Origin of the sequence: Virgibacillus litoralis (assembly GCF_017873675.1) — a bacterium.
Lineage (GTDB): Bacteria > Bacillota > Bacilli > Bacillales > Amphibacillaceae > Lentibacillus > Lentibacillus litoralis.
Genome location: NZ_JAGGKK010000001.1, coordinates 415,871 through 438,505, shown reverse-complemented (window position 1 = coordinate 438,505; position 22,635 = coordinate 415,871). Strand labels below are relative to the sequence as shown.

At 34.0% G+C, this 22,635-nt stretch carries 30 protein-coding genes; 25 read left to right on the top strand and 5 right to left on the bottom strand.

Going from position 1 to position 22,635, the window contains the following annotated elements:
- Positions 1 to 263: 263 nt before the first annotated feature.
- A complete protein-coding gene (locus J2Z82_RS02265; RefSeq protein WP_209479181.1) occupies positions 264 to 1,280 on the bottom strand; it encodes a DUF3231 family protein in 1,017 nt (338 codons plus the stop codon).
- A gap of 361 nt (positions 1,281 to 1,641) precedes the next feature.
- Between J2Z82_RS02265 and J2Z82_RS02260 the strand changes: the two genes are divergently transcribed.
- Positions 1,642 to 2,187, top strand: a complete 546-nt coding sequence (locus J2Z82_RS02260) for a hypothetical protein (protein WP_209479156.1) — start codon at positions 1,642 to 1,644, stop codon at positions 2,185 to 2,187.
- 182 nt (positions 2,188 to 2,369) lie between these two features.
- Entirely contained in the window at positions 2,370 to 2,591 is a 222-nt protein-coding gene (locus J2Z82_RS02255) for a hypothetical protein (RefSeq protein WP_209479155.1), read from the top strand.
- 667 nt (positions 2,592 to 3,258) lie between these two features.
- Here the strand turns inward: J2Z82_RS02255 and J2Z82_RS02250 are convergent.
- Together J2Z82_RS02250 and J2Z82_RS02245 are read right to left on the bottom strand one after the other, a co-directional pair.
- Positions 3,259 to 3,480 (bottom strand): tautomerase family protein, encoded by a 222-nt coding sequence (locus J2Z82_RS02250; RefSeq protein ID WP_209479180.1) that lies wholly within the window; start codon positions 3,478 to 3,480, stop codon positions 3,259 to 3,261.
- 5 nt (positions 3,481 to 3,485) lie between these two features.
- Entirely contained in the window at positions 3,486 to 4,667 is a 1,182-nt protein-coding gene (locus J2Z82_RS02245) for a YbfB/YjiJ family MFS transporter (RefSeq protein WP_209479154.1), read from the bottom strand.
- 130 nt (positions 4,668 to 4,797) lie between these two features.
- Between J2Z82_RS02245 and J2Z82_RS02240 the strand changes: the two genes are divergently transcribed.
- The 13 genes from J2Z82_RS02240 to J2Z82_RS02180 all read left to right on the top strand — a co-directional run bounded on the left by J2Z82_RS02240 (position 4,798) and on the right by J2Z82_RS02180 (position 12,045).
- Complete coding sequence (locus J2Z82_RS02240; protein ID WP_209479179.1) at positions 4,798 to 5,679, top strand: LysR family transcriptional regulator; 882 nt, start codon at positions 4,798 to 4,800, stop codon at positions 5,677 to 5,679.
- 271 nt (positions 5,680 to 5,950) lie between these two features.
- The gene (locus J2Z82_RS02235; RefSeq protein WP_209479153.1) at positions 5,951 to 6,277 is read left to right on the top strand and encodes a hypothetical protein; all 327 of its coding nucleotides are present in this window, start codon (positions 5,951 to 5,953) and stop codon (positions 6,275 to 6,277) included.
- A gap of 229 nt (positions 6,278 to 6,506) precedes the next feature.
- Positions 6,507 to 6,863, top strand: a complete 357-nt coding sequence (locus J2Z82_RS02230; RefSeq protein ID WP_209479152.1) for a cupin — start codon at positions 6,507 to 6,509, stop codon at positions 6,861 to 6,863.
- Positions 6,864 to 6,949: 86 nt separating this feature from the next.
- A complete protein-coding gene (locus J2Z82_RS02225) occupies positions 6,950 to 7,381 on the top strand; it encodes a hypothetical protein (RefSeq protein WP_209479151.1) in 432 nt (143 codons plus the stop codon).
- Between the two features lie 188 nt (positions 7,382 to 7,569).
- The gene (locus J2Z82_RS02220) at positions 7,570 to 7,737 is read left to right on the top strand and encodes a cell division protein FtsL (RefSeq protein WP_209479150.1); all 168 of its coding nucleotides are present in this window, start codon (positions 7,570 to 7,572) and stop codon (positions 7,735 to 7,737) included.
- A 123-nt stretch (positions 7,738 to 7,860) separates the two neighbouring features.
- A complete protein-coding gene (locus tag J2Z82_RS02215; RefSeq protein WP_209479149.1) occupies positions 7,861 to 8,661 on the top strand; it encodes an aminoglycoside adenylyltransferase domain-containing protein in 801 nt (266 codons plus the stop codon).
- 106 nt (positions 8,662 to 8,767) lie between these two features.
- A complete protein-coding gene (locus J2Z82_RS02210; RefSeq protein ID WP_209479148.1) occupies positions 8,768 to 9,025 on the top strand; it encodes a hypothetical protein in 258 nt (85 codons plus the stop codon).
- Positions 9,026 to 9,162: 137 nt separating this feature from the next.
- Positions 9,163 to 9,594 (top strand): hypothetical protein, encoded by a 432-nt coding sequence (locus J2Z82_RS02205; protein WP_209479147.1) that lies wholly within the window; start codon positions 9,163 to 9,165, stop codon positions 9,592 to 9,594.
- Between the two features lie 123 nt (positions 9,595 to 9,717).
- Positions 9,718 to 9,915, top strand: a complete 198-nt coding sequence (locus J2Z82_RS02200; RefSeq protein WP_209479146.1) for a hypothetical protein — start codon at positions 9,718 to 9,720, stop codon at positions 9,913 to 9,915.
- 153 nt (positions 9,916 to 10,068) lie between these two features.
- Positions 10,069 to 10,302, top strand: coding sequence for a DUF3953 domain-containing protein (locus tag J2Z82_RS02195; protein WP_209479145.1), 234 nt, complete (start codon positions 10,069 to 10,071; stop codon positions 10,300 to 10,302).
- 78 nt (positions 10,303 to 10,380) lie between these two features.
- Positions 10,381 to 11,055 carry a hypothetical protein gene (locus J2Z82_RS02190; protein WP_209479144.1) on the top strand — a complete coding sequence of 225 codons (675 nt, stop codon included), beginning with the start codon at positions 10,381 to 10,383 and terminating at the stop codon, positions 11,053 to 11,055.
- Between the two features lie 293 nt (positions 11,056 to 11,348).
- Positions 11,349 to 11,564 (top strand): hypothetical protein, encoded by a 216-nt coding sequence (locus tag J2Z82_RS02185; protein WP_209479143.1) that lies wholly within the window; start codon positions 11,349 to 11,351, stop codon positions 11,562 to 11,564.
- A 52-nt stretch (positions 11,565 to 11,616) separates the two neighbouring features.
- The gene (locus J2Z82_RS02180) at positions 11,617 to 12,045 is read left to right on the top strand and encodes a hypothetical protein (RefSeq protein ID WP_209479142.1); all 429 of its coding nucleotides are present in this window, start codon (positions 11,617 to 11,619) and stop codon (positions 12,043 to 12,045) included.
- 53 nt (positions 12,046 to 12,098) lie between these two features.
- On the opposite strand, the gene J2Z82_RS02175 is transcribed toward J2Z82_RS02180, so the two are convergent.
- Positions 12,099 to 12,539: a cell wall hydrolase gene (locus tag J2Z82_RS02175; RefSeq protein ID WP_209479141.1), complete on the bottom strand. Its 441-nt coding sequence runs from the start codon at positions 12,537 to 12,539 to the stop codon at positions 12,099 to 12,101.
- A 138-nt stretch (positions 12,540 to 12,677) separates the two neighbouring features.
- Between J2Z82_RS02175 and J2Z82_RS02170 the strand changes: the two genes are divergently transcribed.
- From J2Z82_RS02170 to J2Z82_RS02155, 4 genes are all read left to right on the top strand, one after another.
- Positions 12,678 to 12,953 carry an ArsR/SmtB family transcription factor gene (locus J2Z82_RS02170; protein WP_209479140.1) on the top strand — a complete coding sequence of 92 codons (276 nt, stop codon included), beginning with the start codon at positions 12,678 to 12,680 and terminating at the stop codon, positions 12,951 to 12,953.
- 88 nt (positions 12,954 to 13,041) lie between these two features.
- A complete protein-coding gene (locus J2Z82_RS02165; protein ID WP_209479139.1) occupies positions 13,042 to 13,428 on the top strand; it encodes a VOC family protein in 387 nt (128 codons plus the stop codon).
- Positions 13,429 to 13,595: 167 nt separating this feature from the next.
- A complete protein-coding gene (locus J2Z82_RS02160; protein WP_209479138.1) occupies positions 13,596 to 14,111 on the top strand; it encodes a DinB family protein in 516 nt (171 codons plus the stop codon).
- 203 nt (positions 14,112 to 14,314) lie between these two features.
- Positions 14,315 to 14,752 carry a VOC family protein gene (locus J2Z82_RS02155; RefSeq protein ID WP_209479137.1) on the top strand — a complete coding sequence of 146 codons (438 nt, stop codon included), beginning with the start codon at positions 14,315 to 14,317 and terminating at the stop codon, positions 14,750 to 14,752.
- An 18-nt stretch (positions 14,753 to 14,770) separates the two neighbouring features.
- Here J2Z82_RS02155 and J2Z82_RS02150 read toward each other — a convergent pair whose 3' ends face one another.
- Positions 14,771 to 15,367, bottom strand: a complete 597-nt coding sequence (locus tag J2Z82_RS02150) for a TetR/AcrR family transcriptional regulator (protein ID WP_209479136.1) — start codon at positions 15,365 to 15,367, stop codon at positions 14,771 to 14,773.
- Between the two features lie 155 nt (positions 15,368 to 15,522).
- Here J2Z82_RS02150 and J2Z82_RS02145 point away from each other — a divergent pair, with 155 nt between their 5' ends.
- From J2Z82_RS02145 to J2Z82_RS02120, 6 genes are all read left to right on the top strand, one after another.
- Positions 15,523 to 16,293: an SDR family NAD(P)-dependent oxidoreductase gene (locus tag J2Z82_RS02145; protein ID WP_209479135.1), complete on the top strand. Its 771-nt coding sequence runs from the start codon at positions 15,523 to 15,525 to the stop codon at positions 16,291 to 16,293.
- Positions 16,294 to 16,661: 368 nt separating this feature from the next.
- Entirely contained in the window at positions 16,662 to 17,921 is a 1,260-nt protein-coding gene (codA, locus tag J2Z82_RS02140; RefSeq protein ID WP_209479134.1) for a cytosine deaminase, read from the top strand.
- 537 nt (positions 17,922 to 18,458) lie between these two features.
- Positions 18,459 to 19,280: a glycosyltransferase family 32 protein gene (locus J2Z82_RS02135; RefSeq protein WP_209479133.1), complete on the top strand. Its 822-nt coding sequence runs from the start codon at positions 18,459 to 18,461 to the stop codon at positions 19,278 to 19,280.
- A 401-nt stretch (positions 19,281 to 19,681) separates the two neighbouring features.
- Positions 19,682 to 21,397: a family 16 glycosylhydrolase gene (locus J2Z82_RS02130; protein WP_209479132.1), complete on the top strand. Its 1,716-nt coding sequence runs from the start codon at positions 19,682 to 19,684 to the stop codon at positions 21,395 to 21,397.
- 233 nt (positions 21,398 to 21,630) lie between these two features.
- Positions 21,631 to 21,822, top strand: coding sequence for a hypothetical protein (locus tag J2Z82_RS02125; protein ID WP_209479131.1), 192 nt, complete (start codon positions 21,631 to 21,633; stop codon positions 21,820 to 21,822).
- Positions 21,792 to 22,364, top strand: coding sequence for a hypothetical protein (locus J2Z82_RS02120; protein ID WP_209479130.1), 573 nt, complete (start codon positions 21,792 to 21,794; stop codon positions 22,362 to 22,364). Before J2Z82_RS02125 ends, J2Z82_RS02120 begins: the two co-directional genes overlap by 31 nt.
- Positions 22,365 to 22,635 lie beyond the last annotated feature (271 nt).

Below are 22,635 nucleotides of genomic sequence, written 5' to 3'. Positions count from 1 at the left end.
ACCTTCCTCTCCCAGCCGTAGAATCCAGTATCGACGGAGTAAACCATTTTCATTCTCTGTGGTGTAGCGCTGATTTTGCGCTACATGTATGACTAAAGGGTGCTTTCCTACAAGAAGGAATTGCATCCTTGTTCCACTAAAGAAGCAGGTTACTGCTATAAGGGACATAGTGAAACATTACAGTATTGAAGGCTTAGCCATTGCATATAAAAATGAACAGGTCTAAGACCTGCCCCAACTGAAACTATACTATAATTTTAATTTTACATATTCTTTTTAGCTAACTCATCCCTGTCTGATGCCATTGGAGGTTGTTCTAACCATTTATTTTTTATCATGATATTTGCTCCATCCTCAGAATATAACTGAATTTCTAAAGATAGTCTGTTATACATTACACCTATATCTACTCTGGGACTTTGAGCAATACTTGTACCATAAAAACCAACGCTTAGAGAAATCAAAGCAGTAGTATAAAACATCATGATTTTATCAGAAAATGTATGAGTTGTGCTGTTTGTAATTTCTGATGCCCATGAAGTAGAAATAGGGAGATTACTTTCTTCTAATTTCGTTCCAAATAGTTTACTATGCTTTTTTGCAATTTCTATACCTCTTATAAAGAATTGTTTAACATCCTTTTCCTGTGCAACCTGACTAAAACCAGTAAGGGTAGATGACCCTAAAGCATTCCTTTGAAGATTTGCATATAAATTAGCGATCTCCGCTGCTATTAAAGGTCTTTTGTCTGTAAGTATATCCCATAAGAAACCTTGCTTTTTTACAAAGTCAACTTGTTCTATGTTTGGTAGATAAGGAGACCTTATGTACAGACCTTTTGACAATAATAAATCCTTTGACATCTTATATAATTCCGTTGTCTCTGAAAGACATTCCGTGTAGTAGTCTGTTATATCTATTCTTACAGATGCTGATAAACTTGCGGCATACGTAGTAAGTCCCATCATAGCCATCTGATGAATATAATTTAATACATAGCTATCTGAATACAATCTAGGAGCAGTTAAATCAACATCTTCCTCTACCTTAAATCCATGAGGTACTTTGTTCTTTTCCTCAGTGAATATTGTGGTTAACTTTTGTATGTGAGCCTGTGATAGCTCTAAAGCATGAGCAATTACAGGTTTAATCTCAGCATCCTCAGCCTTTTCTAAAAAGTAAGTTAACATACAAATACTTGCACTATCATTCATGTATTGAGCCCATAGTTGAGCTATTTCTGTTGATGTAAGCCTAATTTGTTTTTCCTGTTCCAATATATTTAGACCCCCTATAAAACAATATATTCTTTATATTGTCCAATAGGTACCTGTCATATGTAGGATAGTATTTTATAAAAAACTATATCCCATTAAATGATTCTTTCAAGAAACTTAAATTGATTTAATAATGTTGTCACAGAATAAAGCACGAATTTTTAGTGAATGTGAAGGATTACACTTAAACAAACGGGTGCAATAGTTTAATAAGGGATAGTAGATTATGGCGATCCTATTCTTATTTGAAGAATTATTGGAATTTTATGTTAGAATAAGTACGTGAATTAATGTACTTAAAGTAATGCAGCAGGTTAGTTGAATAAGCCAATTTTGAATTTAAAGTTAGAAGGAGACGAATGTGATGAAAAAACGTTTTACTGTAACCATTGCGATTGTAGCTTTATTATTGTTCATCGTGGTTGTTAATTATTCAACTGAAGAGTCAGTGAAGCAGGAGAAACCTATGGAGAAAGTTCTATCCATTGATGAGATAAATGCCAAGTATGAAAAGCGAGAAGAAGAAAAACAACAACTAATAATAACTGCTATTAATAATATTGTATTAGAAGAATTTAAGAAAAAATATGAACTTAATCTGGACGATTATAAATTTAAAGGTATGGACACATTCTCGGAGAAGTTTCTTACTACTCTTTTTCCTAAGCATGGGTATCATCCAAGATATACCTTCGCATACATACAAGAAAAACGTGGTTATATTTTAGACAAAAACCCTAATAGTGGTGAAAATAGATTGCTTGTAATAAGCAAGAGAAATAATCAGTGGAAAATGACTAAACAGAAAAAGATAATTGGTGAACAATACGCACAGGGGTTTATAAGTTCCATTGTAAAAGACGTTAGAAAGAAATATAAAACAGATACTAATGACGAAGGTGAATTCTAGTTCTCTTATTCCAGTAACGGGTTCAAGAGTTTAACAAGGGATCGTCGATTACGGCGGTCCTATTTCTGTATTCGAAGAATCATTGGAATTTTATGTTAAAATAAGTATGTTACCAAATGTACTTAAATTAACGCAGCAGGATAGTTGAATAAGAAAAGAGGAAAAATGGGAATAAATTAGTTATGAAAGTGCAAGTGGCTATTATAAAGCCTTGTTATGGATTTATTAAGGTGGTGCAAACTTATATGGGTGAATTGTTTAATAATAAGCAGACTAAAAGAGATAAAATTCGTTCTTTCTTTCAAAACTTATTTGAAGGGTGTATCGGTGTTGGTTGTGTACTACCGTTATTTTTCTCATTTTTAATTGTAGGTTTTGTTTTTTTTGACTTTTTGATTATATAGTTATTTATTAAAATTTTTATCAACATAAGGGAGCGTTTCTATTATAAGAAAAAAGGGTTTGATAATTTTTGAAACGAACATTAGGAAGGTTTTTTATTTATTTTGTAGTATTTTTTATTCTGATAATGATTTTTGGAATAATATTCAAACCTCTGGAACTGGGGGTAACTGGAATAGTTCGAGCAATAGTTATCTCTTCTGCTTCTGCCTTTGGATGGGTTTTTGTAGAAACGAGATTAAAAAAATAATTTTATTCAAGTATGGGTGCGATTGTTCAATAAGAACAGTCGCTTCTTGTGCTAAAGGAGCAGTCAAGACTATGAGTAAAAAAAGGATAAATAGGTGGTTTTTGTGCAAATGTACTTTCAAATTTTGATTGTTGGTATCTTAATATTCCTTTTAGTATTCTTTAAAGACAAAGCAAACTAGAGGAAGCATCTTCTTAGGTTTATTTATTTTGTTGTTGGATTTTCCATTTTTTATTGGATTTATTGTTAGATAGCACTTTGATTTTTTACTAACTGGTGCGATGCTTCAGAAGAAACAGCGCCTTTATGATTGGTACCCTAAAACATATATAAAAAGGCAAAAAAGAAGAAATTATCGTAATAACTTCCTCTTTTTTGCTTCAATACTAATGTTGATTAATGATCAAAACAACATATTATTACTGACCACTTTTTCTTCGAACAGTTATTGATTCTCCAGCAACGCCCCAATTATCAGTATCAACTTCATCAATAACCACAACAGTTGTATTAGGATTTTTATCTAATACATCAACTAGTAATTGTGTTGCTCCTTTAATAAGTTCAGCTTTCTTTTCTGGTGAAACATTCTCATTTGTAATTTTAATATTTACGTAGGCATTATAATTCCCTCTTTCTATTTGAATTAATTTGCAGTTTCTATTTTTGGCATTCTATCAAATTGAATACCACTTACGAGTAACAATGCTCCTAGGAATACGACACTAGCTGCTCCAATCAAAGCCGAATTAAAACTTTGAGTATAAGATGACAAGATACCAGCGATTGTTGGTCCAATCATTTGACCAGCAGCATAAGTGGCAGTTAGATACCCAATAATTCGACTGCTATTTGATGGACTCATTTGGCGTGCTAATGTTGTAGCGAGTGTAGTAATCCCCATAAACGTAGCTCCAAATAATAAAGCACTTATAATAAAACTAGATTGGGTTAACCAGAAGACTGGAAGAGCAATACCAATTGATTGAAGAATCATCGAAAATACTAATGTTTTTACAAACCCCGATCTTTTTGCCAGGGTTGACCATATGATACATGATGGAATCGCACCTAGTCCCACAACTATCCAAACAAAAGTAGGGTCAATGCTAAAGGTTGGGCTTTTTTCAGCAATCGATACAATAAATGTGCCTGTAACAATGTAACCTAACCCTTCTAGTCCATAAGCGGTAATTAACCAAGGAAGCCATTTGAGTGGGGGGGCTTGTGTATTAATTTGTTGTTCATCCTTTTTTATCATTGTGTTTGGGGAATCTTTAAGCCAAAACCATACGAAGATAGTAAGGATTATGCTTACAATGGCTAGTCCTACCCATACACCTTCCCACTCAAATAAATTATTTAAACTTGGAATAAAGAGCGTTGAAAAAAAGATACCAAACCCTACCCCAGAATAAAATATGCCTGACCAACTAGTTTTACCTGTAACAGCCAGTTTATCTAGTACAATACTGGAAGCTAATACAAAAATGAACGCACTTACTACTCCTGAAACAAAGCGAACGATTAGCATGAGTAGGTAGAAGTGAGTAAGTCCCATCATCCAGGTAGTCAAAATACTTAATATGAGACCTAACCTTAAATAAAGGGTTTTATGCTTTTTCAAAGGAAGTACACCTGCCAAAATAGCCCCAACAAAATACCCTGCATAATTACTTGACGCAAGATAGCCCGCCTCTGCATTAGTAAAGGAAAGAGCATTTTGCATTAGTGGTAGAATCGGTGTATAAGCGAATCTTCCAATTCCCATCGCAATCATTAATGAAAAAATTCCCCCAATTAAAAATAGAACAGGATGTTTATTCAATTTTTCACCTCCTAGTAATCCTTTCCACTTTATCTTAACTGTTTTTTGCTATATGGTATAATACTAAAAAACGATATGTAGCTATCAATTATTTAGATAGCAAAAAAGTGAGAGGTGGATGTACGTGAGTATGGATATACAAGCATTAAAATTTTTTCGAGCAGTCGCAGAGTTAGGAAGTATCTCAAAAGCAGCCAAAGAACTAAATTATGCACAATCAAATCTTACGGCTAAGATTCAGCAATTGGAGACAGAGCTTCAAACAACACTTTTCTATCGCCATAATCGAGGAACCTCTTTAACGGACAAAGGGAAAGTATTACTATCATATACGGATGAAATATTTAACCTTTTTGATGAGGTGAGAAACGTTATGAATGACGAGCAAACACCAAAAGGTCCTTTAGTTATAGGTTCGATGGAAACGACTGCTGCCATTCGTTTGCCAGTATTGCTTTCAAAGTTCCACCGTGAATATCCTGCTGTTGACCTTTCTCTTAAAACAGGTCCAACTGAGCAAAATGTCCAAGGTGTTCTACAATATGAATTGGATGGAGCCTTTGTTGCTGGACCTATTGAACATCCTGATCTCACATATAAAACGTTTATAGAAGAAGAATTAGTACTTGTAACGGATGCTTTACATCAACCTTTGTCTACTATAAAAGAATTACAAAATCGAACGATATTAGTCTTTCGTAATGGGTGTTCATATCGAGCAAGATTTGAAGAATGGATACATCATGAAGGAGTAATGCCAGAAAAAATAATGGAGTTTGGAACACTGGATGGAATTATAGGATGTGTATCAGCAGGTTTAGGTATAAGTTTACTTCCTCGAAGTGTTGTAGAGAAACATGTAAAAGAGGGATTTCTGATCCAACACTCTATTCCAAATCAATTCGGAAAAGTCAAAACACTCTTCGTTTATCGTAATGATAAATATATGTCTTCATCACTAAGAGAGTTTATAGAAATGTTAAGTAAGGAAAGGGAATTAGTTATTAGCTAGGTGATTTGTTTTTGTAAACCTAGAAAGATTGTGAAGAATTACACTTAAACTAACGGGTGCTTTAACGCAATAAGACATAAGCACTTTTGTTCAAACTTTAGCAACAGTTTAGTACAGGAATAATGACTAACTGATGTTCTACAAATGGACCATTTTGCGGAATAACGAAATGAAAGTTGGATCCGAAGTGAGTGGAAAGGTAATTAGGATGAAGGGTATGTATAAATTGTTCCGCTAAAGGGCGTTTATACGTAATACGAGGAGGGATGGAGTGAAACTAATTTGCAAAATTCAAGAGAGATTTCGAAAGAGGAATAAGATATTTTTAGCTTTGGACATTTTCTTAACTCTGTTAACACTTTATTTTGCTATTCGAGTATTGTTTATTTCCAATCAGGCATTAGTAAGTGCAAAACATTCAACTGATTTTCCAAACGTATTAATTTTTGCCATGACCCTTTCCTTGGGATTGACTTATGTTGTTCGAGTGGTTGAAATGTTGGTTACAGGGAAAAGAAAATATTTTATTTTACATCTTATAGTCGCAATTATTGTTTTAGGCGTATCTGCAATAGAACTACGGTGGCTTTTTATTTGATAAATAATTTATGGTGGCGTTAGAGAGAATTTTCACTGAAGTTTAAGCAACGGTTGTTAATAATTAAACCATAATTTGAAATTGTGAAAGAACACACTTAAAGTAACGGGTGCAAGAGTTAAACAAGGAGTTTGTACGAAGGCATCTTGTTCTTATTGTATTAACGTGACAGGGAAAGGGTTGAATTTGGCGAAATTAGTATAGTATCTAATGTTTTAGGAGGCACATAATGGAGTTTTATAAATTCGATAAAGACAGTGGGAAAGCAATTTCGAAATTCAATTCAAATTTTATTATGTCTCGTATTATCCAAACTGAAAAGGTTACTCATATAGGATGTATGCACTTAGAAGAAAAAGGGGTTATAGGCTACCACCAAGCAGTGACACCTCAACTTCTCTTGATTATGAATGGTGAAGGATATGTTCGAGGTGAACCAGAAGAATATTTCATAATTCAGTCGGGAGACGCTGTATTTTGGAAGAAGGATGAATGGCATGAAACTAAAACATATAAAGGGTTAACTGCTATAGTGATTGAAAGTGAAGAATTAAATCCATCATCTTTCATGCCTATGAAGAAATAGACGTTGTTCAACTATTGGGTGCTTTACTTCAATAAGGAAAAGGCTTTTCTTGTTCAAGAAGAGATAAATATAATTGGGGGATTAAAATGAAATATTTCTTGAAGCTAAATGCTATTAGCATTCTATATGCTTTAATGATATTTATTCCAGTTCAACTTATAGTAAATGTTTATAGAATAAGTAGGTTAATAAGTTGGGAAATTGGCACGATAAATATTTTAACTGGTATTATTCTTCTAATTGAAGTAATAGCTGGCACAATAATACTTTATTTCTTAACAAAAAAATGGCTAAATGGGCGAAAAGCAAACCTTTGGACTATCATTTTATGGATACCTTATTTTGTGCTTTTCATTTATGTTTTCGTAACTTTATTCCCGGTAACTTACGGTGGTGACGACCCAAACCCTGCCTCTGGTCTTTTAATAATTGGAGGATTGATAGTGTATCCTTTTTATATTCTAATTCTTAATTTCTTTAGTATGACATCTGACGAAAAAACAATTAAGACTTCTTGATAAATTAAGGTTGGGAAGAATTGTACGTAAATTAACGAGTGCTTTCCTTGAATAAGGAATTGCACTCCTTGTTCAACCATAGCAGCAGTTTTGTTTAAGAAGAGAGAAGAGGCATTGAGGTTCTGAGGGTAATACTTATGTAAACCTTTCTCTTAGTAATAATTTATTATATTGGGGAGCTGAATAATTTGGAAATTTTTATTTTGTTGATAGCAATTGTTGTAGTAGTTAGCTTAATAATGGGTATCTATTCTACTAACAAACATTTTAAAGTAAAAGAGCGGGAAATTATGTTAGAACAAGAAAGATTAAATTTGGAACGAAAAAGATTAGAATTGGAAGAGAAAAAAGTTTAGAGAAAAATGATATTGTTCACCTAAATAGTGCTTTAGCTGAACAAGGAGTTGTCGATTTGGCAGCTTCTATTGCTAATTGAAGTAACGCAGCAGGTTAATGGAAGAAGGGTGAGGAGTTATAAAATGGGGTATCATTGGAAGTCGTGTCCTTCAAGCATAAGAGTTTTTATCTTTAATCTACAAAAAGAGATTACGGAAATCATAAATGGCGACTTTGTAGGTTTTTATTTGCACGGTTCTTTAGCAATGGGGGGATTTAACCCAAATAGCAGTGATATTGATGCTTTGGTTGTCACGAACAATTCTATGACAGTCGAGGTGAAGAGGAAGTTAGCAAAGTTCATTTTAAATTGTTCTAATTCCCCATTTCCAGTTGAAATAAGTTTCCTAAATAAAGAACAGTTAAAGAGCTGGCAACACCCTTATCCATTTGACTTTCATTATAGCGAGTTCTGGAGAAAACGGTATGAAGATGATTTGTTAAGGGGTACATATAAATTTATAAATGAAGATATTAACACTGATACAGATTTAGCAGCCCATATTACCGTAACTAATCACAGAGGTATATGTGTAGAAGGTGATCCAATTGATGAAGTTTTCCCTTCAGTTCCACGGTCAGATTATACCTCATCAATATTAGGTGATTTTCAGGATTGTTTAGAAAACATTGAAGCAGAACCAATTTATTGTTCGTTAAATTTGATTAGAGTGTTTTGGTATTTAAAGAAAGGAGTTATTTCATCAAAGCAGGAAGCTGGTAACTGGGGTTTAGAAACGTTACCACAAGAATTTAGAATTACTATTCGTAAAGTAGTCGATTGTTATTCGAATGAAAAAGGTTGTACTAATAAGTTTGAAAAAGATGAACTTTTATTGTTAAAAAACTACATATCAGATAATGTTCAAAAGTTATTGTGCTAACGGGTGCTATCCTTGAATGAGGAAATGGATCCTTGTTCCACTACTCAATTGATTCCAGAGTTAGGTACATTGAGAAAACTATTTTCACATATAGTTTGGGTAAGAGATGTATGAAGACCTCGGTACAAAGACAAGTAGACTTGTGCAGGAATTTGACAGAAATCGTTTAAGAGAGAAACGTTGGCAGCGAAGAAAAATAACTGAGATTGTCATCATCGGTGTTATAGGTGTGCTTTTTACAGCATTAATGTTTGTTGTGGATTTTGACAAAGTAAGATTGGACTTTCCTATCAATGCTACCCCATTTATCGGTGCTTGGGTAGGCTTTAATTTAGGAGAGATTATTAGAATGAACAATTTGTAATGGTAACCAAAAAATAAGTAGAAACATTCTTTAACTGGTGCAAGAGTTGAATAAGGAATAGCATTCCTGTTCAACTTTTGAAGCAGGGTTATTGAAGAACGTTTTAAATTCAATCTGTGTAAATTTGGGGTGATGAAATGAAAAGACCTTTAGGAGTATCCTTAATAAGTTACTTTTATATTTTTGGTGCATTTGTATTGATTGTAACAGCTTTGTTTTTCGATGCAGATGCATACGAATTTGGAATAGCAGATAGATTTGGTTTGCCAAGTTTTCCAGAACAATTATTTAGGCTTATAGTGGCAGTTGCTTCCCTTATCGTCATATATGGTTATATGCGATTAAAACGATGGGGATTTTGGTTGATGATTTTATACTCATTAGGATTTGGTTTAATAAGTTTTGTTTTACTGTTCTCCTATAACCAACAACCGTTTATAGGAAATCATATTTGGTCACTAATTGTATTAATCTATACATTTATGTTAGAAAGACCTTTTTTCCTACAGAAAAGACTGTATAACTTATTGGATATTTCAAACTCCTTTCGATTATTACGAGCTTTGTGAAGGGCTGTACTTATGTAATGGCTGCAAGAGTTGAATAAGACTTGCGCTTCCTTTGATTTAAAGAAACATTTTTGCAGAATAAAAATTGCTGTTCCAAACTGCCAGAGAAAGGAGTTAATATACTTGATCATCTTTGCAGAAGTTTTACGTGTGGTGGCTAGCGTATTACTGATTTTTAGTTCAGCTTTCTATTTGCGGCATTTAGGTAAAACAAAAAAGAAAAGAAAACTTTCCACATTAGAATTAACAATGTACATAATTATGCAGATTGCTTATGTTCTCTTTGCAATAAGTGTGTGGATGTCCGTATTTATTACTTAATTAATTATTGTGTTAGAAATATCACAAATAGATAAAATCGAGTAAAATTACCCTGATGAATTCTACAACTATTGAGTGCAATTATAAAATAAGAATAATTTATTTATTGTTAAAGACAGGGGTTTATTCAAGTAGTTGTAGGGGGGGTTAATTATGTTAATAATTTTACATATTATTTTTTCAGTAGTCGCCATTTCTTTTGCTGCATATGGATTGATTACGAATAACTTTGAGTTTCAGCATTATATGACATTTTTCTTAGGTTTATTGATGTTGGTCATGGGGATACAAGAATTTAAAAAAGAACGAAAAGTGTATGGTTGGCTATTAGTAGTTGTTTTCTTATTCCTGTTATTTGTATCAATTCAAGGTTTTTTATTGAGTTAACGGGTGCTTATTTGAAATAAGGAGCGCACTTAGTTAAAGCAGCAGTTTAATTTGGCTAGTTGTTACGGAGCTTTCTAAGTGACGAAAGGTAGTGGTAATATCTTAAAAAATAAAAAACTATTCTATCTCGCTCTATTCCTCTTTTTGGTATATATAATAATGAGTATTCCTTTTCTTTACGAAAGTTACCCTGAGGCTAATCTTTTTCTATGGGGTATTCCAATGACTTCTTGGAATGTAATAAATTATGTAGGCATTATCGCATTGACTTTATTAGTTGTTAGTCTTTATTTAATCTCAAAATCTTTAAATAAATATCAAGGACGAATACTGTTGATTGCGATATTATTATCAGCAATTTTCCCGCAATTTCTTGCTAATACATATCAAAAAACTATTGCATCAGGGGGTTATGCAATCTCATATGAACAAGAGTTAAGTGAGTGTGAAATTACAAAGACTAATAATAGAACATTACTAGGTGAATGTGAAATTATCTTAATGAATCACAGTAACGGTGAAGTGGAATTATCGATGGAGTTTATTGATAAATATAATAAGGATGAACATTCATTGATTGAAATTGTAAATAATGATGCTCCGTATGAATTAATATTACAAGGGAATGAAAGGAAACGTCTAGAAATTCGTACAAATGTTAACATTTCCAAGTTAGAAAACCCAGTCAACGGTGGTAGTATGACATCTATGAATATTATTATAAAATCGGATGGAGTAGAAAGGAAATTATAGAACTAATTACATTAAACTAGGATATAGAGAAGTTAGAAATGGAAGTAACAGGGTTAGTTAATGCGATAGTAAAATCAGACCACTTTGTTGATTTCCTCCCAATTGGTATAAGAGTTTTGACAAATTGAGCCAATTAGATGATGACAAGGTAAGTATTCAAGCATTTGATAGTAATGGTTCAGAATTATGGCATTATAACAGAGAAGACTAGTAAACTAAATAATTTATTTCAGTTATGGTATTTTTATTAACATGTGTAAGAGTTGAATAAGGGATCGCAGGGAGGGATTTATATGGTTTTTGAAACATTAACTGGGCAACTTTCGGTTGTGATTACACTTGCCTTTGGAGTTTTGTTAATTGTTCTATACCCCCTAATAAATAAGGAAAATAAATACTTTGCTAGGTTTAGTCTTGTTATGGGCGTAATAGTTTTATTGCTTTTATTATGGTTTACATTTGGTAATGAGGTAATTAGACATCAGATATTAAAATACGGACTCCATTAAAAAAATTAACAGGTGCGAGAGTGGAAAAAATTTATAAAAGGGGGGAGTTAATATGAAGTACAAATTCTTAATATTATTAATTGGCTCATACTTATTGGCGTTTTCAATAAATTTGATGCCATCAATTAAACATCCTGATTCAGATATCGACATTTTGAACTCACTTGTAACGATACTGTTTATGGTATTGTTACTAACGTATTCTAAAAAAGGAAGTAGAAAATTGAAGACTTTTTCAATGTTCGGGGTCATATCAGGTGTCATTGTATTTGTAATCACAACATTCGAGCACGATATGATTGGGAACGGTATTTTAGATGTAATAGCATCAATACAGTATCCTTTTTATCTAATCTTTATCACACCTTTATTTGGAGGCAATATCCTATTTGACCTAAGTTATGGGGCCTACTCATTGTTGATGTCGCTGTTTTATGGTGCTGTATTCGTTTTAACAACAGTTGACTCTAAAAAAATCTAATATCGAAGAGAGGTTAACGATCAAAAATACCCCACAATTGAGTGGGGTATTTATTAATATCTATAAGCACTTGCACATGTATTAGCTACTGGTTCATAATAACAATGTTCCTTATATTGTCCTGTAAGAGGTTGACCGAACCATGTAGGAGGACATTCACCAGATGGATTAAAATACCAAAGAGCATACTTTGCAGGTTGTTGTCTCCAAAACTTTAAAACCTGTCTGGCTAATTTTTTTTCCACACCTCTTGCTGGACTATAGAATAAACTACCCTTTTGTACTGCTTCAAAAGAATAATTTCCTCCTTGTACTTGAAAAACCACTTCCCGTATTGACCGTACATCTTCAAAATCTAAACAATCAGCTTTCGCTCGATTTACAATTACATTTCCAACCATCAGCATTCCTAATCGTCCTTCACCCACGGCCTCTGCCCTCATCATCCTCGCTATTAAATTAACGTCATTTTCAATATAGGCTACTCTTGGCACTATTCATCACCTCTTATAGAATTGTATGAAAAAATCGTTTTAAAGATGAGAGCTTTTCATATGTTTATCTGATTGGGCGTGTACCACTTTCAAAAGATTTCCTTGACATGCAACTATATGGTTGCATATACTTGATGTATGTGGAACAAAGACGCTATATTCAAAGCACTCAGCGACTCGACTCGGCGGCTAATATTAGACGAACTATCCGAAAGTAACGAACTGACATTATATGAACTTACAGCACGCCTCATAATGAAGCATGATCTATCCATTTCGAGGCAGGCAATAGCTAAACATCTTTCTGTATTGGATGATGCTGGGCTCGTAAAATCAAGACGAAAGGGAAAATATCGAGTACTTATGTTTAACAACGAACCACTTAAAGATTTGCTGAAAGGATGGGTAGAGTAGATTTATAAGTAATGATGAAATGTATAGTTCTTTAGCGGCATTGTTCGCAAAGAACCATACATCGCAACTATTAAAGGAGGAAAAAATTATGAAAATCATTGTCACCAGTATATTCGTTCAAGATCAAGACAAGGCATTAGAGTTCTATACAAAAACGCTTGGCTTTGTAAAAAAGCATGACGAGCCCGCGGGAGCTTATAGGTGGATCACACTTGTTTCCCCAGATGATCAAGACGGCACCGAGCTTTTGCTCGAACCGAATGACCATCCTGCAGCCAAAGAGTATCAAAAGAAGCTATTTGCTGATGGCATCCCCGTAACAATGTTTGGCGTTGCAGATGTTCACAAAGAGTACCAACGATTAATTAAACAGGGCGTGAAGTTTACAATGGAACCGTCGGACATGGGCAAAGTCACATTAGCTGTCTTCGAAGATACATGCGGAAACCTCATTCAGATAATTGAGCAGAAATAACTTTATAATAAAAGAAAAAATGAAAACGCTTTAAATTGCGTTACTGGACCATTTGTTGAATAAGGATCAGAAATAAATGAACAAATGAACTTCCCCTGACCGAGTTTATCAGGGAGAGATTGTATGATGGAACTAATCTATAAAAAGGAAAAAGAGGAGGATATTAAATGAAACACAATGCCTTACAGTTGTATGATTATCACATTTGGGCGAACTGTAGATTTTTCGAAAGGTTAAAAGAGCTACCGGATAACGTTTATACGAAGGAGATTCAAAGTGTGTTTCCCTCAATTGCGGAGACGCTTGTTCATATTTATACGACAGATTCAATATACCTTGGTGTATTGCAAGAGAATACTATGGATGAGATTCAAGCATCCATTAAACAGGCGCAAGAAAAGACAAAGAATAAGGGACTTGAAGAAATGGAAGTCTTGTATGCAGAGCTAGCCGAAATGTATAAAGTCTTTTTCAATAGTCAAGAAGATATGGATAAGCCCATTACTCCGGAACATCCGGCTTTCGGACTACTGGAAACCCACCTTTCAGAACTCGTGCAGCATATCGTAAATCACGGTACCTACCACCGTGGGAATCTCACTGCGATGATTCGCCAACTGGGATATCCAAGTGTACCAACGGATTATCTTATATATCTTTACGACAGGCAAGCGACGAACTAATTTGCTACTTTACGGGCGCGCTTCTAAGATTAAGAGCGCGTCCTTTTTTAAAGGGCAACTTAATGGGATAAAAAAGAAGGAATAGTATGGAATGAAATAGAAATCTCTATGCGGGCGGTGCTCCCAAACAATATGAGTCGGGGAATGTTTATGGATAAAAAAATATGAGATTGCAAAAAACAGGAAAATAGGAGGTATGAGATATGAAGGTTCATAGAATTGATCATGTGGGTGTAATCGTAAATGATCTTCCTGCCGCTAAAGCCTTTTTTATTGAACTTGGGCTTGAAGTGCTAGGGGAAACGGAAGTGGAGGGAGAGTGGGTGGAACGGATAATTGGGCTTAATGACGTTAGAGAGACGGTTGTAATGTTAGGGGTGACGGACGGCCAAGCAACTATGGAGCTGGTCAAATTCCACACGCCTTCAGATGAAGAAGGTATTCAAGAATCTTTTGCAAACACTTTAGGTATCCGGCATATTGCATTTGCTGTTGAAGATATTGAAGCCGTTGTTGCCAAATTGAAAAAGATAGGCGCGGAACTAATTGGTAATATACAAAACTACGAAAACGCTTATAAATTATGCTACATTCGTGGGCCAGAAGGGATTATTTTAGAGTTAGCAGAGAAAATCAACTAAATATTAAAGGCCTGACTATTACTTTTTAATATAGATTTTCGGTGTGTAAAAGCTTAGTATATGAATTAGTTGATCTCCCATGTAAGATGGGGATTGTTTAAAGTCATTGTCAATCCACTCAAGTATTAATCCAATAATGCCATGAATACGATAAGTGCTAAAAAGATTAATATCAATGTTTGGGTCAATCTCTGAAACTGAGAATTCGAAATCGCCTCTAAATAACTGATCTAATCTGTCTGTCATTTTTTCGCGGAAATTATAATTTGTATTCGAACTTAACATAAGTTTATACATATCCTTGTTCTTTAAAAAATGGTCAAATAAAACAATTGAATTAGGTGATATATTCTTAAAGTCGACTTCTGTTAAGCCTCGATACGGTTTTCGAAAAGACTCTTCCATCTCCTCGAACATATCTTCAATAATTGCTTCCAAAAGATCTGTCTTTTGTTCATAGTGGGCGTAAAAGGTTCCTCGGTTGTAATCTGCTACATTAACGATTTCAGTTATTGTAATGTCCTCAAAATTTTTAGTTTCCATTATTGATAACAAGGTTGTTTTAAAGTTCTCTATCGTTCTTCTTACACGTTTATCGGGATACTGAACAGACATATAAATGCTCCTTCTCACATTTTAATGGACAAAAACGATTAATATGTATGTTTTTATACATTTCCTATATTATTGCATATTGAGGCGTTTTCATAAAATACTTATACTTGAGTTGATCCACAAGATTTCAATATAAAGTTGAAAGGATGATTAAAATGACCTTTCCAGTATTAGAAGGAAAAGTTGCAATTGTAACAGGTGCAGCAATGGGAATGGGCGAAGCAACTGCAAAGCTTTTTGCTGAGGCAAAAGCAAAAGTAGTCGTAGCTGATATGAATGAAGAAAAAGGTAAAAAAGTAGTTTCAGAAATAGAGGATAGTGGAGGAACTGCATATTTTGTGAAAGTTGACATCTCAAAAGCAGAGCCGGTAAAAGATATGGTTAAGGCTACTGTTGAAAAATATGGGCGTCTTGATGTAGCTGTTAATAATGCTGCATTAACTCCGGATGATAAACCAGTAGCAGAATTTGATGAAGATTATTGGGACAAGTTAATGGCTATCGATCTAAAAGGGACTGCACTCTGCATGAAATACGAATTACAACAACTGATTGAACAAGGTGAAGGCGGCTCAATAGTAAATATCTCATCTGTAAGTGGATACCGCCCTCAACCAGATAACGTTGCATATGTTGCAGCGAAACATGGTGTAGTTGGAATGACAAAAGTTGCTGCACTAGAAAATGGTGATAAAAATATTCGTGTTAATTCAGTAGCACCAGGTGCAATTGATACACCAATGCTACGAGGAGCGTTAGAACAATTTGGCTATACTGCTGAAGAATACGCACCACAACTAAGTCTATTAAACCGATTCGGTAAAGCTGAAGAAATTGCTGAAGCAAGTCTTTGGTTAGCATCCGATCAGTCATCTTATATAACCGGAACAACAATTCACGCTGACGCTGGTTATACAAGTCGTTAAGAATTAGAATAGAGCTGGACTAAGACATACTTTTATCGGTATGTCTTTTTTTAGCAGATAAGAAAGTATAACTACTTTCTTACTGCATAAGTGCAACTAAGGCTTTCGCCATTAAGGCTTGGCGATAAGCCAAGTTTTCTAATATTTTCAAGGATTAACCATTTTCCTGGCTGGAGGTTGAGACCTCGGAAAGTTGAACAAAGTGAGAGTTAGGGCTTTGTCATATTGGTTTTTTTGCTCTTCTACAAACGTGGGTTTATAATTTAGGATGGGAGATAAAGTAGTAAAGCAACAACTTGATAGAAGTGTCCATTTTCTTCTCAAAAAGAGAAAATGAACCAACCAAAGGATGAAGGAGCGGTTTAAAAATGCTTTTAAAAAATGCAAAACTCTATGGCCAGGAAGGCAAATGGAATATTGAAATTCAATCAGACCATATAAAAACGATAACGCCGGATACGAAGAATTATACTGCAGATGATGCACATATCATTGATCTAAGTGGAAAAATTGTATTACCCCCATATGTTGAGCCACATATTCATCTGGACTATGCACTAACAGCTGGGACACCCAGATGGAATCAATCGGGATCGGTATTTGAAGGAATTGAGATTTGGTCTGAAAGAAAACAAGTTGTAAACGAAACAAAAGAGGATATAAAAAAACGTGCTTTCCAGGCGATAAAAATGCAGCTAAAACATGGCATTCAGCATGTGCGAACCCATGTGGACGTAAGTGATCCAACTTTAAAAGGATTGGAAGCACTACTGGAAGTGAAAGAGGAAATTAAGCCTTGGATGGACTTGCAAATCGTGGCACTTCCTCAAGAAGGGCTTTACACGAAACCCAATGGAGAAGAACTATTGGTTAAAGCGTTGGAAATGGGAGCCGATGTCGTTGGCGGAATTCCCCATTATGAACTAACACGTGAAGATGGTGTTCGGTCGGTGTTAAAGGCACTGGAACTCGCTGACAAATACGACAAATTAGTCGATATCCATTGCGATGAAATTGACGATGACCAATCAAGATATTTGGAAGTACTCGCAGGTGAATCACTAAAAATGGGCATAGGACACCGTGTAACCGCGAGTCATACGACAGCAATGGCTTCGTATAGTAACGCATATACTTACAAACTGTTCCAAACGCTGAAAAAAGCAAACATTAACTTTGTTGCCCTTCCGAAAGCAAATTTACATTTACAAGGAAGATTCGACAATCACCCAATACGTCGCGGGCTAACACGAGTGAAAGAACTTTCCGATTCTGGAATCAATGTTTGCTTTGGCTTGGACTCCATCATGGATCCCTGGTATCCGCTTGGTAATGGAAATCTAATGCCAGTCGTCGACGTTGGCTTACATGCCTGCCATATGACTGACTATGATCATATTGTAACTGCGCTCGATTTGATAACAACAAACGGGGCAAAAGCTTTGTCTATTGAAAAGGACTACGGTGTAAAAGAAGGGAACAAGGCGAATTTAATTGTCATCGATTCCGATTCGGAGTACGAAGCTATTCGCACGCAAGCCCCAGTTCTATATTCGATTCGGAATGGGGGATTTATTGTAGAAACAAAGCCTGCTGAAACAACAATGAATGTTAATATTTTCTCGTAATTGTTTTCTGCTATGACTATCACCCTCTTTGAATGTGTTTATTCGAAGGGGTTTTTTAGTGTGTGCTGGCAGGGGTTATAATTTGGTGGCGAAAGTCTAATAAAGCTTTAGTATGTGTGGCTTTATTTAAGTACGTCAATTAATAATGCAAATAATGTATAGTTTTGGAATATTTTGTCTGTTATAGTAGTATTAGAGTGAATTTTTCTTTGGATTGTGTGAATCTGAATGAGCGTGAAGTAAGAGAGGACACATGGCAAGAAACCATAAAGGTGGAACGAAAATTTCAGCTAATGAAAGTATCAGTTCTATAACATTCCAGAGAACCTATTGTTAAAAGAATTGCTCGGACTGCTGTATTCAACGCTATATAAAAATTCTTATATAAAGGGATTCGAAAAGGCAACGTGGTTCAAGAGTAGTTACGGATTGGAGGAAATTAGAAGTGTTCTCGAATTTCATGGATCACCGGGCGAATGATGCATAACTTATTATCGATGGATGACGTAAAAGTATCTTGGAAAGGGTTTTATAGAAATGAATTACTTAAATTTTTCCGAAGTGGCGGAAACTGATAATCTAAGATCTAAATATATATTTGAAAACGTTTTTAGAAGAGAAGTCATTGACACAAATAGATCAAATTCTTATAGTGCTATCCCTAAACAATTAATTCAATATTGGGATGATACAATAATCCCTGATGATGTAAAAAAGGTGATGGATACTTGGACAAAGAGTGGTATGCCAAAAATAGTTTACAATAGAGATAGTGCGAAAAAATTTATAAGTGATAATTTTAGTGATGAATTTGCCAAGGCTTATGAAAAATGTATTCACCCAGCAATGAGGTCAGATTACTTTAGGCTTTGCTATCTCTACAAAAAAGGTGGTTTATATGTAGATGTAGATGATAAATTTAATAATGTACGTTTGAACTCTCTATTTGAAAATAACAATTTGAAAGTTCATCCTTTATGTTACGATCTTTCAACTGATCAAATGGTAAGGATTAATGATTTTTATCACTTTTCGGGGGTTAATCCAAATTATATTTACTATGTAAATAATGACCCAATTTTGGCACCCGCAAAGCATCCATTAATAGAATTAGCGTTGAATAGAGCAACTTATAATCTTTTAGATGAGTGTACAGATTTGAAAGATATACAATCAATTGCTGGTCCAGGTAATTTTAGTGCGAGTGTGGTTCAATATTTTCTTAATAGAAAAAATACAGGTAGTCCATTAGACTTTGAAATAATAATGAACTGGGATGATATATCTAATCCTCAGTGGAATTTAAAGTATAGAAAGGATCAGAGAAATTGGAGAAAATGGTTAGGAGATATTATGTAGATAGGATGTATTTTCAAAATGAATATTAAAGACAGAAAGAAATTTATAAATCGATTCAGATTTAGATTGAGTTATTTATCACGACTATTGGAAATCCATCCAAAAACAAAGGCGTTTTCAGCCAATAAAAATGGTGCAATTGGGAGAATTTATGTAATAAACTTAGACAGGAAACCGCATAGATGGAAACAAATAAGTAAAGAGTTAAAGCGAATTTTTTTAAATAAATCGAATACTTTATTCAGTTTAACAAGAAGATTCTCAGCTATAGATGCTAGGTATCTTGAAAAAAAATTGATAGTAATTTTTTAATTACAAAATATTCTCTAGCTGATCAATTAGCTATTGAGCCAAACGACAAAGTCTCTGCCCAGCTAGATCCTCGTTCAGTACTAATTGATATGACTCCACAGGAAATAGCAATAGCGTTATCTCATATAGAAATTTGGAAATTAATTTCTAAATCTAATATAAACTATGCATTGATTTTGGAAGATGACGTCCATTTTAAATATGGATTTAGTAGAGAAATTGACAGCATATGGAAACAACTCACAAGAAATCAGAATGAAGAATTTGATATTTTGTTTCTATCATATGAGTATGTTAAGGAATGCAATGCTAATCAAAATCAAGTTATTAATGAAGAAGTGGTTAGTAAACCCTATAAAGGAATATGGAACGCATCGGGATATATACTGTCTAAAGAAGGTGCACAAAAAATTTTGAGTATGTTACCTGTGTATGGTCCAGTTGATCTTTGGTTAAATTTAGTATTTGATAAATTGAATGTCTATATTGCTAATGATTCAATTATTAGACAAAGACTGGATGTCCCATCAACTAATTCTTATTCAATCATGCCTATATTTTCTCAGTTGGGTATATATACTGGAAATGACCAAAGTACTTTTAAGGTCCCCAAACTTAAAGCCCCAGTCTTTGCTTTTGGAGAGCCTGATTCTGGACTCACTGCGATAGCAAATGCCCTAATGATATTAGGGTATACTTGTTGTTACAATTTGGATAAGCTCCCCGAATCTGAAGAAGAAAAATTTTGGGATAGAAAAGGTAAAAACTTTTTTAATGCTTATGTGAATATAAGTTCGTTAGCATCATTAAAAATTGATGAAATTAGAAAGCTTTATCCTGAAGCTAAATTTATTTACGCTAGGAAAGAAAAAAATATAGAGGAAAATGCTTCAAATAACGACATTCTTAATTTATCGAAAGACTGTTCAGATAAATGGGGAGAACTTTGTCGATTTTTATATCTAGAATATCCTGCTATACCTTTCCCAGAAAGTGAGGACTCTGATATGCTTGAACTTACACCTTATAAGAAAAGAACATTTAAAGCGCAGAAGATGAAATTTGATGACTTACCTTGGATAATTTCTAATCAGAAACATTTTGGGATACAAACAACAGATAGTGGCAATGAATGTAGCAGTATATTGTCTTTAAATAAAGAAACAAAATTTGGATTAAATAAATGGCGATTACGGGACGATACATTCCCAAGCAATTTAGCTATATTTAGTCCAAATAATATAAACAATATTGAGAACAATGTATTGGAATTAAATTTCAATTGTGAGAAAACCTCAGTACGTTCATTTACTTCTGCAGCCCTTGTAACTAAGGAAAAATATCTATTTGGCAAGTTTTCTGTTGAATTACGTCCTACAAATGTTTCAGGATTAATCACTGGAATTTTTCTATTTCGTAATAGTCCGCATCAAGAGATAGACATAGAATTTTTGGGTAAGGATACAACAAAGATGTTGATAAATGTCTTTTTTAATCCAGGAGTAGAGGGCAGTAAGATGGAATACGGCTATAGAGGTACTCCAGTTATAATTGATCTTGGATTTGATGCCCATGAAGATTTTCATTTGTACGAGATTCAGTGGCAAAATAATTTAATCAAATGGTATGTAGATGGGAACTTAGTTTATGAACGGGGTATTTGGGAACCCACTCCTATTCCATATTTACCTATGGAGTTTAACGTTAATTTGTGGCATTCTCAGTCAAAAGAACTTGCTGGTGCATTAAAAAAAGACGCTATTCCAGCTAAATCCCTTGTTAAAAGTATTAAAATTCGTTACTAATTGATCAGAAGATGCACTGTTATCTTCAAATTGTGTGTTGATGTACCTGTAAGATTTAAAGCCGATCTATTAAGTGAACACTAAGGAAGCCATTAATAGGGAGCTAGGGTCAAGTCCCTTTTCCCAGCTTATATAATACTAACTAGCGTTTGTTGATGATTATATAGATTACCATAATCTATTCCATGTTAGAACATTAGTAAATATTTTAATGTGAGGGTGGCTGATTAATATTGATAAATAAAAGTGACTTGGGCATTTTATTAAAATTTGTAGATAAGCAATATGTTGAATCGACTTTAGATGGTAATTTTTACTTTAGTTTGAGCGGAAAATTTATTGACTTAGAAAAGAAACAATTAGATAAAGGTATTGGTGATTCCAAAGAAGGGGCTTGGAGTCGAACCAGAAAGAAAATAGTATAATAATAATTGGAACTCCTGATGGTGAAAAACATCCCTTAAATGTAAGGTCAGCATCATTTTATCATACATATGAAGGTGTAAGGAGATTTCCTATTTTATGCTTTACGTATTTGAAATTAGAAAATGACTTTATAAAAGATGGAGACACGTACACATTAAAAGATGAAATTGTAGATAGTCTATTAGAACAGTTTCCTGAAAGAGATGCTATATTGTTTAAACTTCCTGATTTTTTCTCTCAGTTTGATAAAGGGTTACGAGAAAATGGTTATGAGTATAAGAGGGATTTAATAACCTATTATAATGAGAAGAAGCAAACTCATCCATTAGAATATGAAAAGTATGAAGGTAATCCATTCTTAGGTTTGTTTTATAAAAGAGGTTTCTTTAAATTGCAAAAAGAGTATAGAATTGCATTAGCAGACTTTTCAGACGAAGATGTAATAATAAACATAGGCAATATTAGGGGTTGTACTGAGGTGTGGTCTATTGAAACTATAAGGGGATTACGAGTACAGATGATAGAAATAGAAGAAGGTTAATCATTTAGTTACGACACTGCACTTTGTAGTGGTTTTTATCACTCTTTATAAAGGGAAATCTATTAAAATGAGCAGATATAGTATAACATGTCAGTTGATGCTGATAGGCTATCGATAAAAGTGAATGGCAACTTTAAGCAAGTGTTTTATAAAAATGTAATACTCCCGCGTATTAAAAAGATGAGAAGCAAGGAAGAACATGTGTGCCCAGAAACAAAAATAAAGGAGGATTTACGTAAGGTAGATTTTCACTATGCGTATAATTTTCCTT

Coding starts and splice junctions, on each gene's coding strand:
- J2Z82_RS02260 (WP_209479156.1), top strand. CDS start 1,642: ATGAAAAAACGTTTTACTGTAACCATTGCGATTGTAGCTTTATTATTG.
- J2Z82_RS02255 (WP_209479155.1), top strand. CDS start 2,370: ATGAAAGTGCAAGTGGCTATTATAAAGCCTTGTTATGGATTTATTAAG.
- J2Z82_RS02240 (WP_209479179.1), top strand. CDS start 4,798: ATGGATATACAAGCATTAAAATTTTTTCGAGCAGTCGCAGAGTTAGGA.
- J2Z82_RS02230 (WP_209479152.1), top strand. CDS start 6,507: ATGGAGTTTTATAAATTCGATAAAGACAGTGGGAAAGCAATTTCGAAA.
- J2Z82_RS02225 (WP_209479151.1), top strand. CDS start 6,950: ATGAAATATTTCTTGAAGCTAAATGCTATTAGCATTCTATATGCTTTA.
- J2Z82_RS02215 (WP_209479149.1), top strand. CDS start 7,861: ATGGGGTATCATTGGAAGTCGTGTCCTTCAAGCATAAGAGTTTTTATC.
- J2Z82_RS02210 (WP_209479148.1), top strand. CDS start 8,768: ATGTATGAAGACCTCGGTACAAAGACAAGTAGACTTGTGCAGGAATTT.
- J2Z82_RS02205 (WP_209479147.1), top strand. CDS start 9,163: ATGAAAAGACCTTTAGGAGTATCCTTAATAAGTTACTTTTATATTTTT.
- J2Z82_RS02195 (WP_209479145.1), top strand. CDS start 10,069: ATGTTAATAATTTTACATATTATTTTTTCAGTAGTCGCCATTTCTTTT.
- J2Z82_RS02185 (WP_209479143.1), top strand. CDS start 11,349: ATGGTTTTTGAAACATTAACTGGGCAACTTTCGGTTGTGATTACACTT.
- J2Z82_RS02180 (WP_209479142.1), top strand. CDS start 11,617: ATGAAGTACAAATTCTTAATATTATTAATTGGCTCATACTTATTGGCG.
- J2Z82_RS02170 (WP_209479140.1), top strand. CDS start 12,678: ATGTGGAACAAAGACGCTATATTCAAAGCACTCAGCGACTCGACTCGG.
- J2Z82_RS02165 (WP_209479139.1), top strand. CDS start 13,042: ATGAAAATCATTGTCACCAGTATATTCGTTCAAGATCAAGACAAGGCA.
- J2Z82_RS02160 (WP_209479138.1), top strand. CDS start 13,596: ATGAAACACAATGCCTTACAGTTGTATGATTATCACATTTGGGCGAAC.
- J2Z82_RS02155 (WP_209479137.1), top strand. CDS start 14,315: ATGAAGGTTCATAGAATTGATCATGTGGGTGTAATCGTAAATGATCTT.
- J2Z82_RS02150 (WP_209479136.1), bottom strand. CDS start 15,367: ATGTCTGTTCAGTATCCCGATAAACGTGTAAGAAGAACGATAGAGAAC.
- J2Z82_RS02145 (WP_209479135.1), top strand. CDS start 15,523: ATGACCTTTCCAGTATTAGAAGGAAAAGTTGCAATTGTAACAGGTGCA.
- codA (WP_209479134.1), top strand. CDS start 16,662: ATGCTTTTAAAAAATGCAAAACTCTATGGCCAGGAAGGCAAATGGAAT.
- J2Z82_RS02135 (WP_209479133.1), top strand. CDS start 18,459: ATGAATTACTTAAATTTTTCCGAAGTGGCGGAAACTGATAATCTAAGA.
- J2Z82_RS02130 (WP_209479132.1), top strand. CDS start 19,682: ATGACTCCACAGGAAATAGCAATAGCGTTATCTCATATAGAAATTTGG.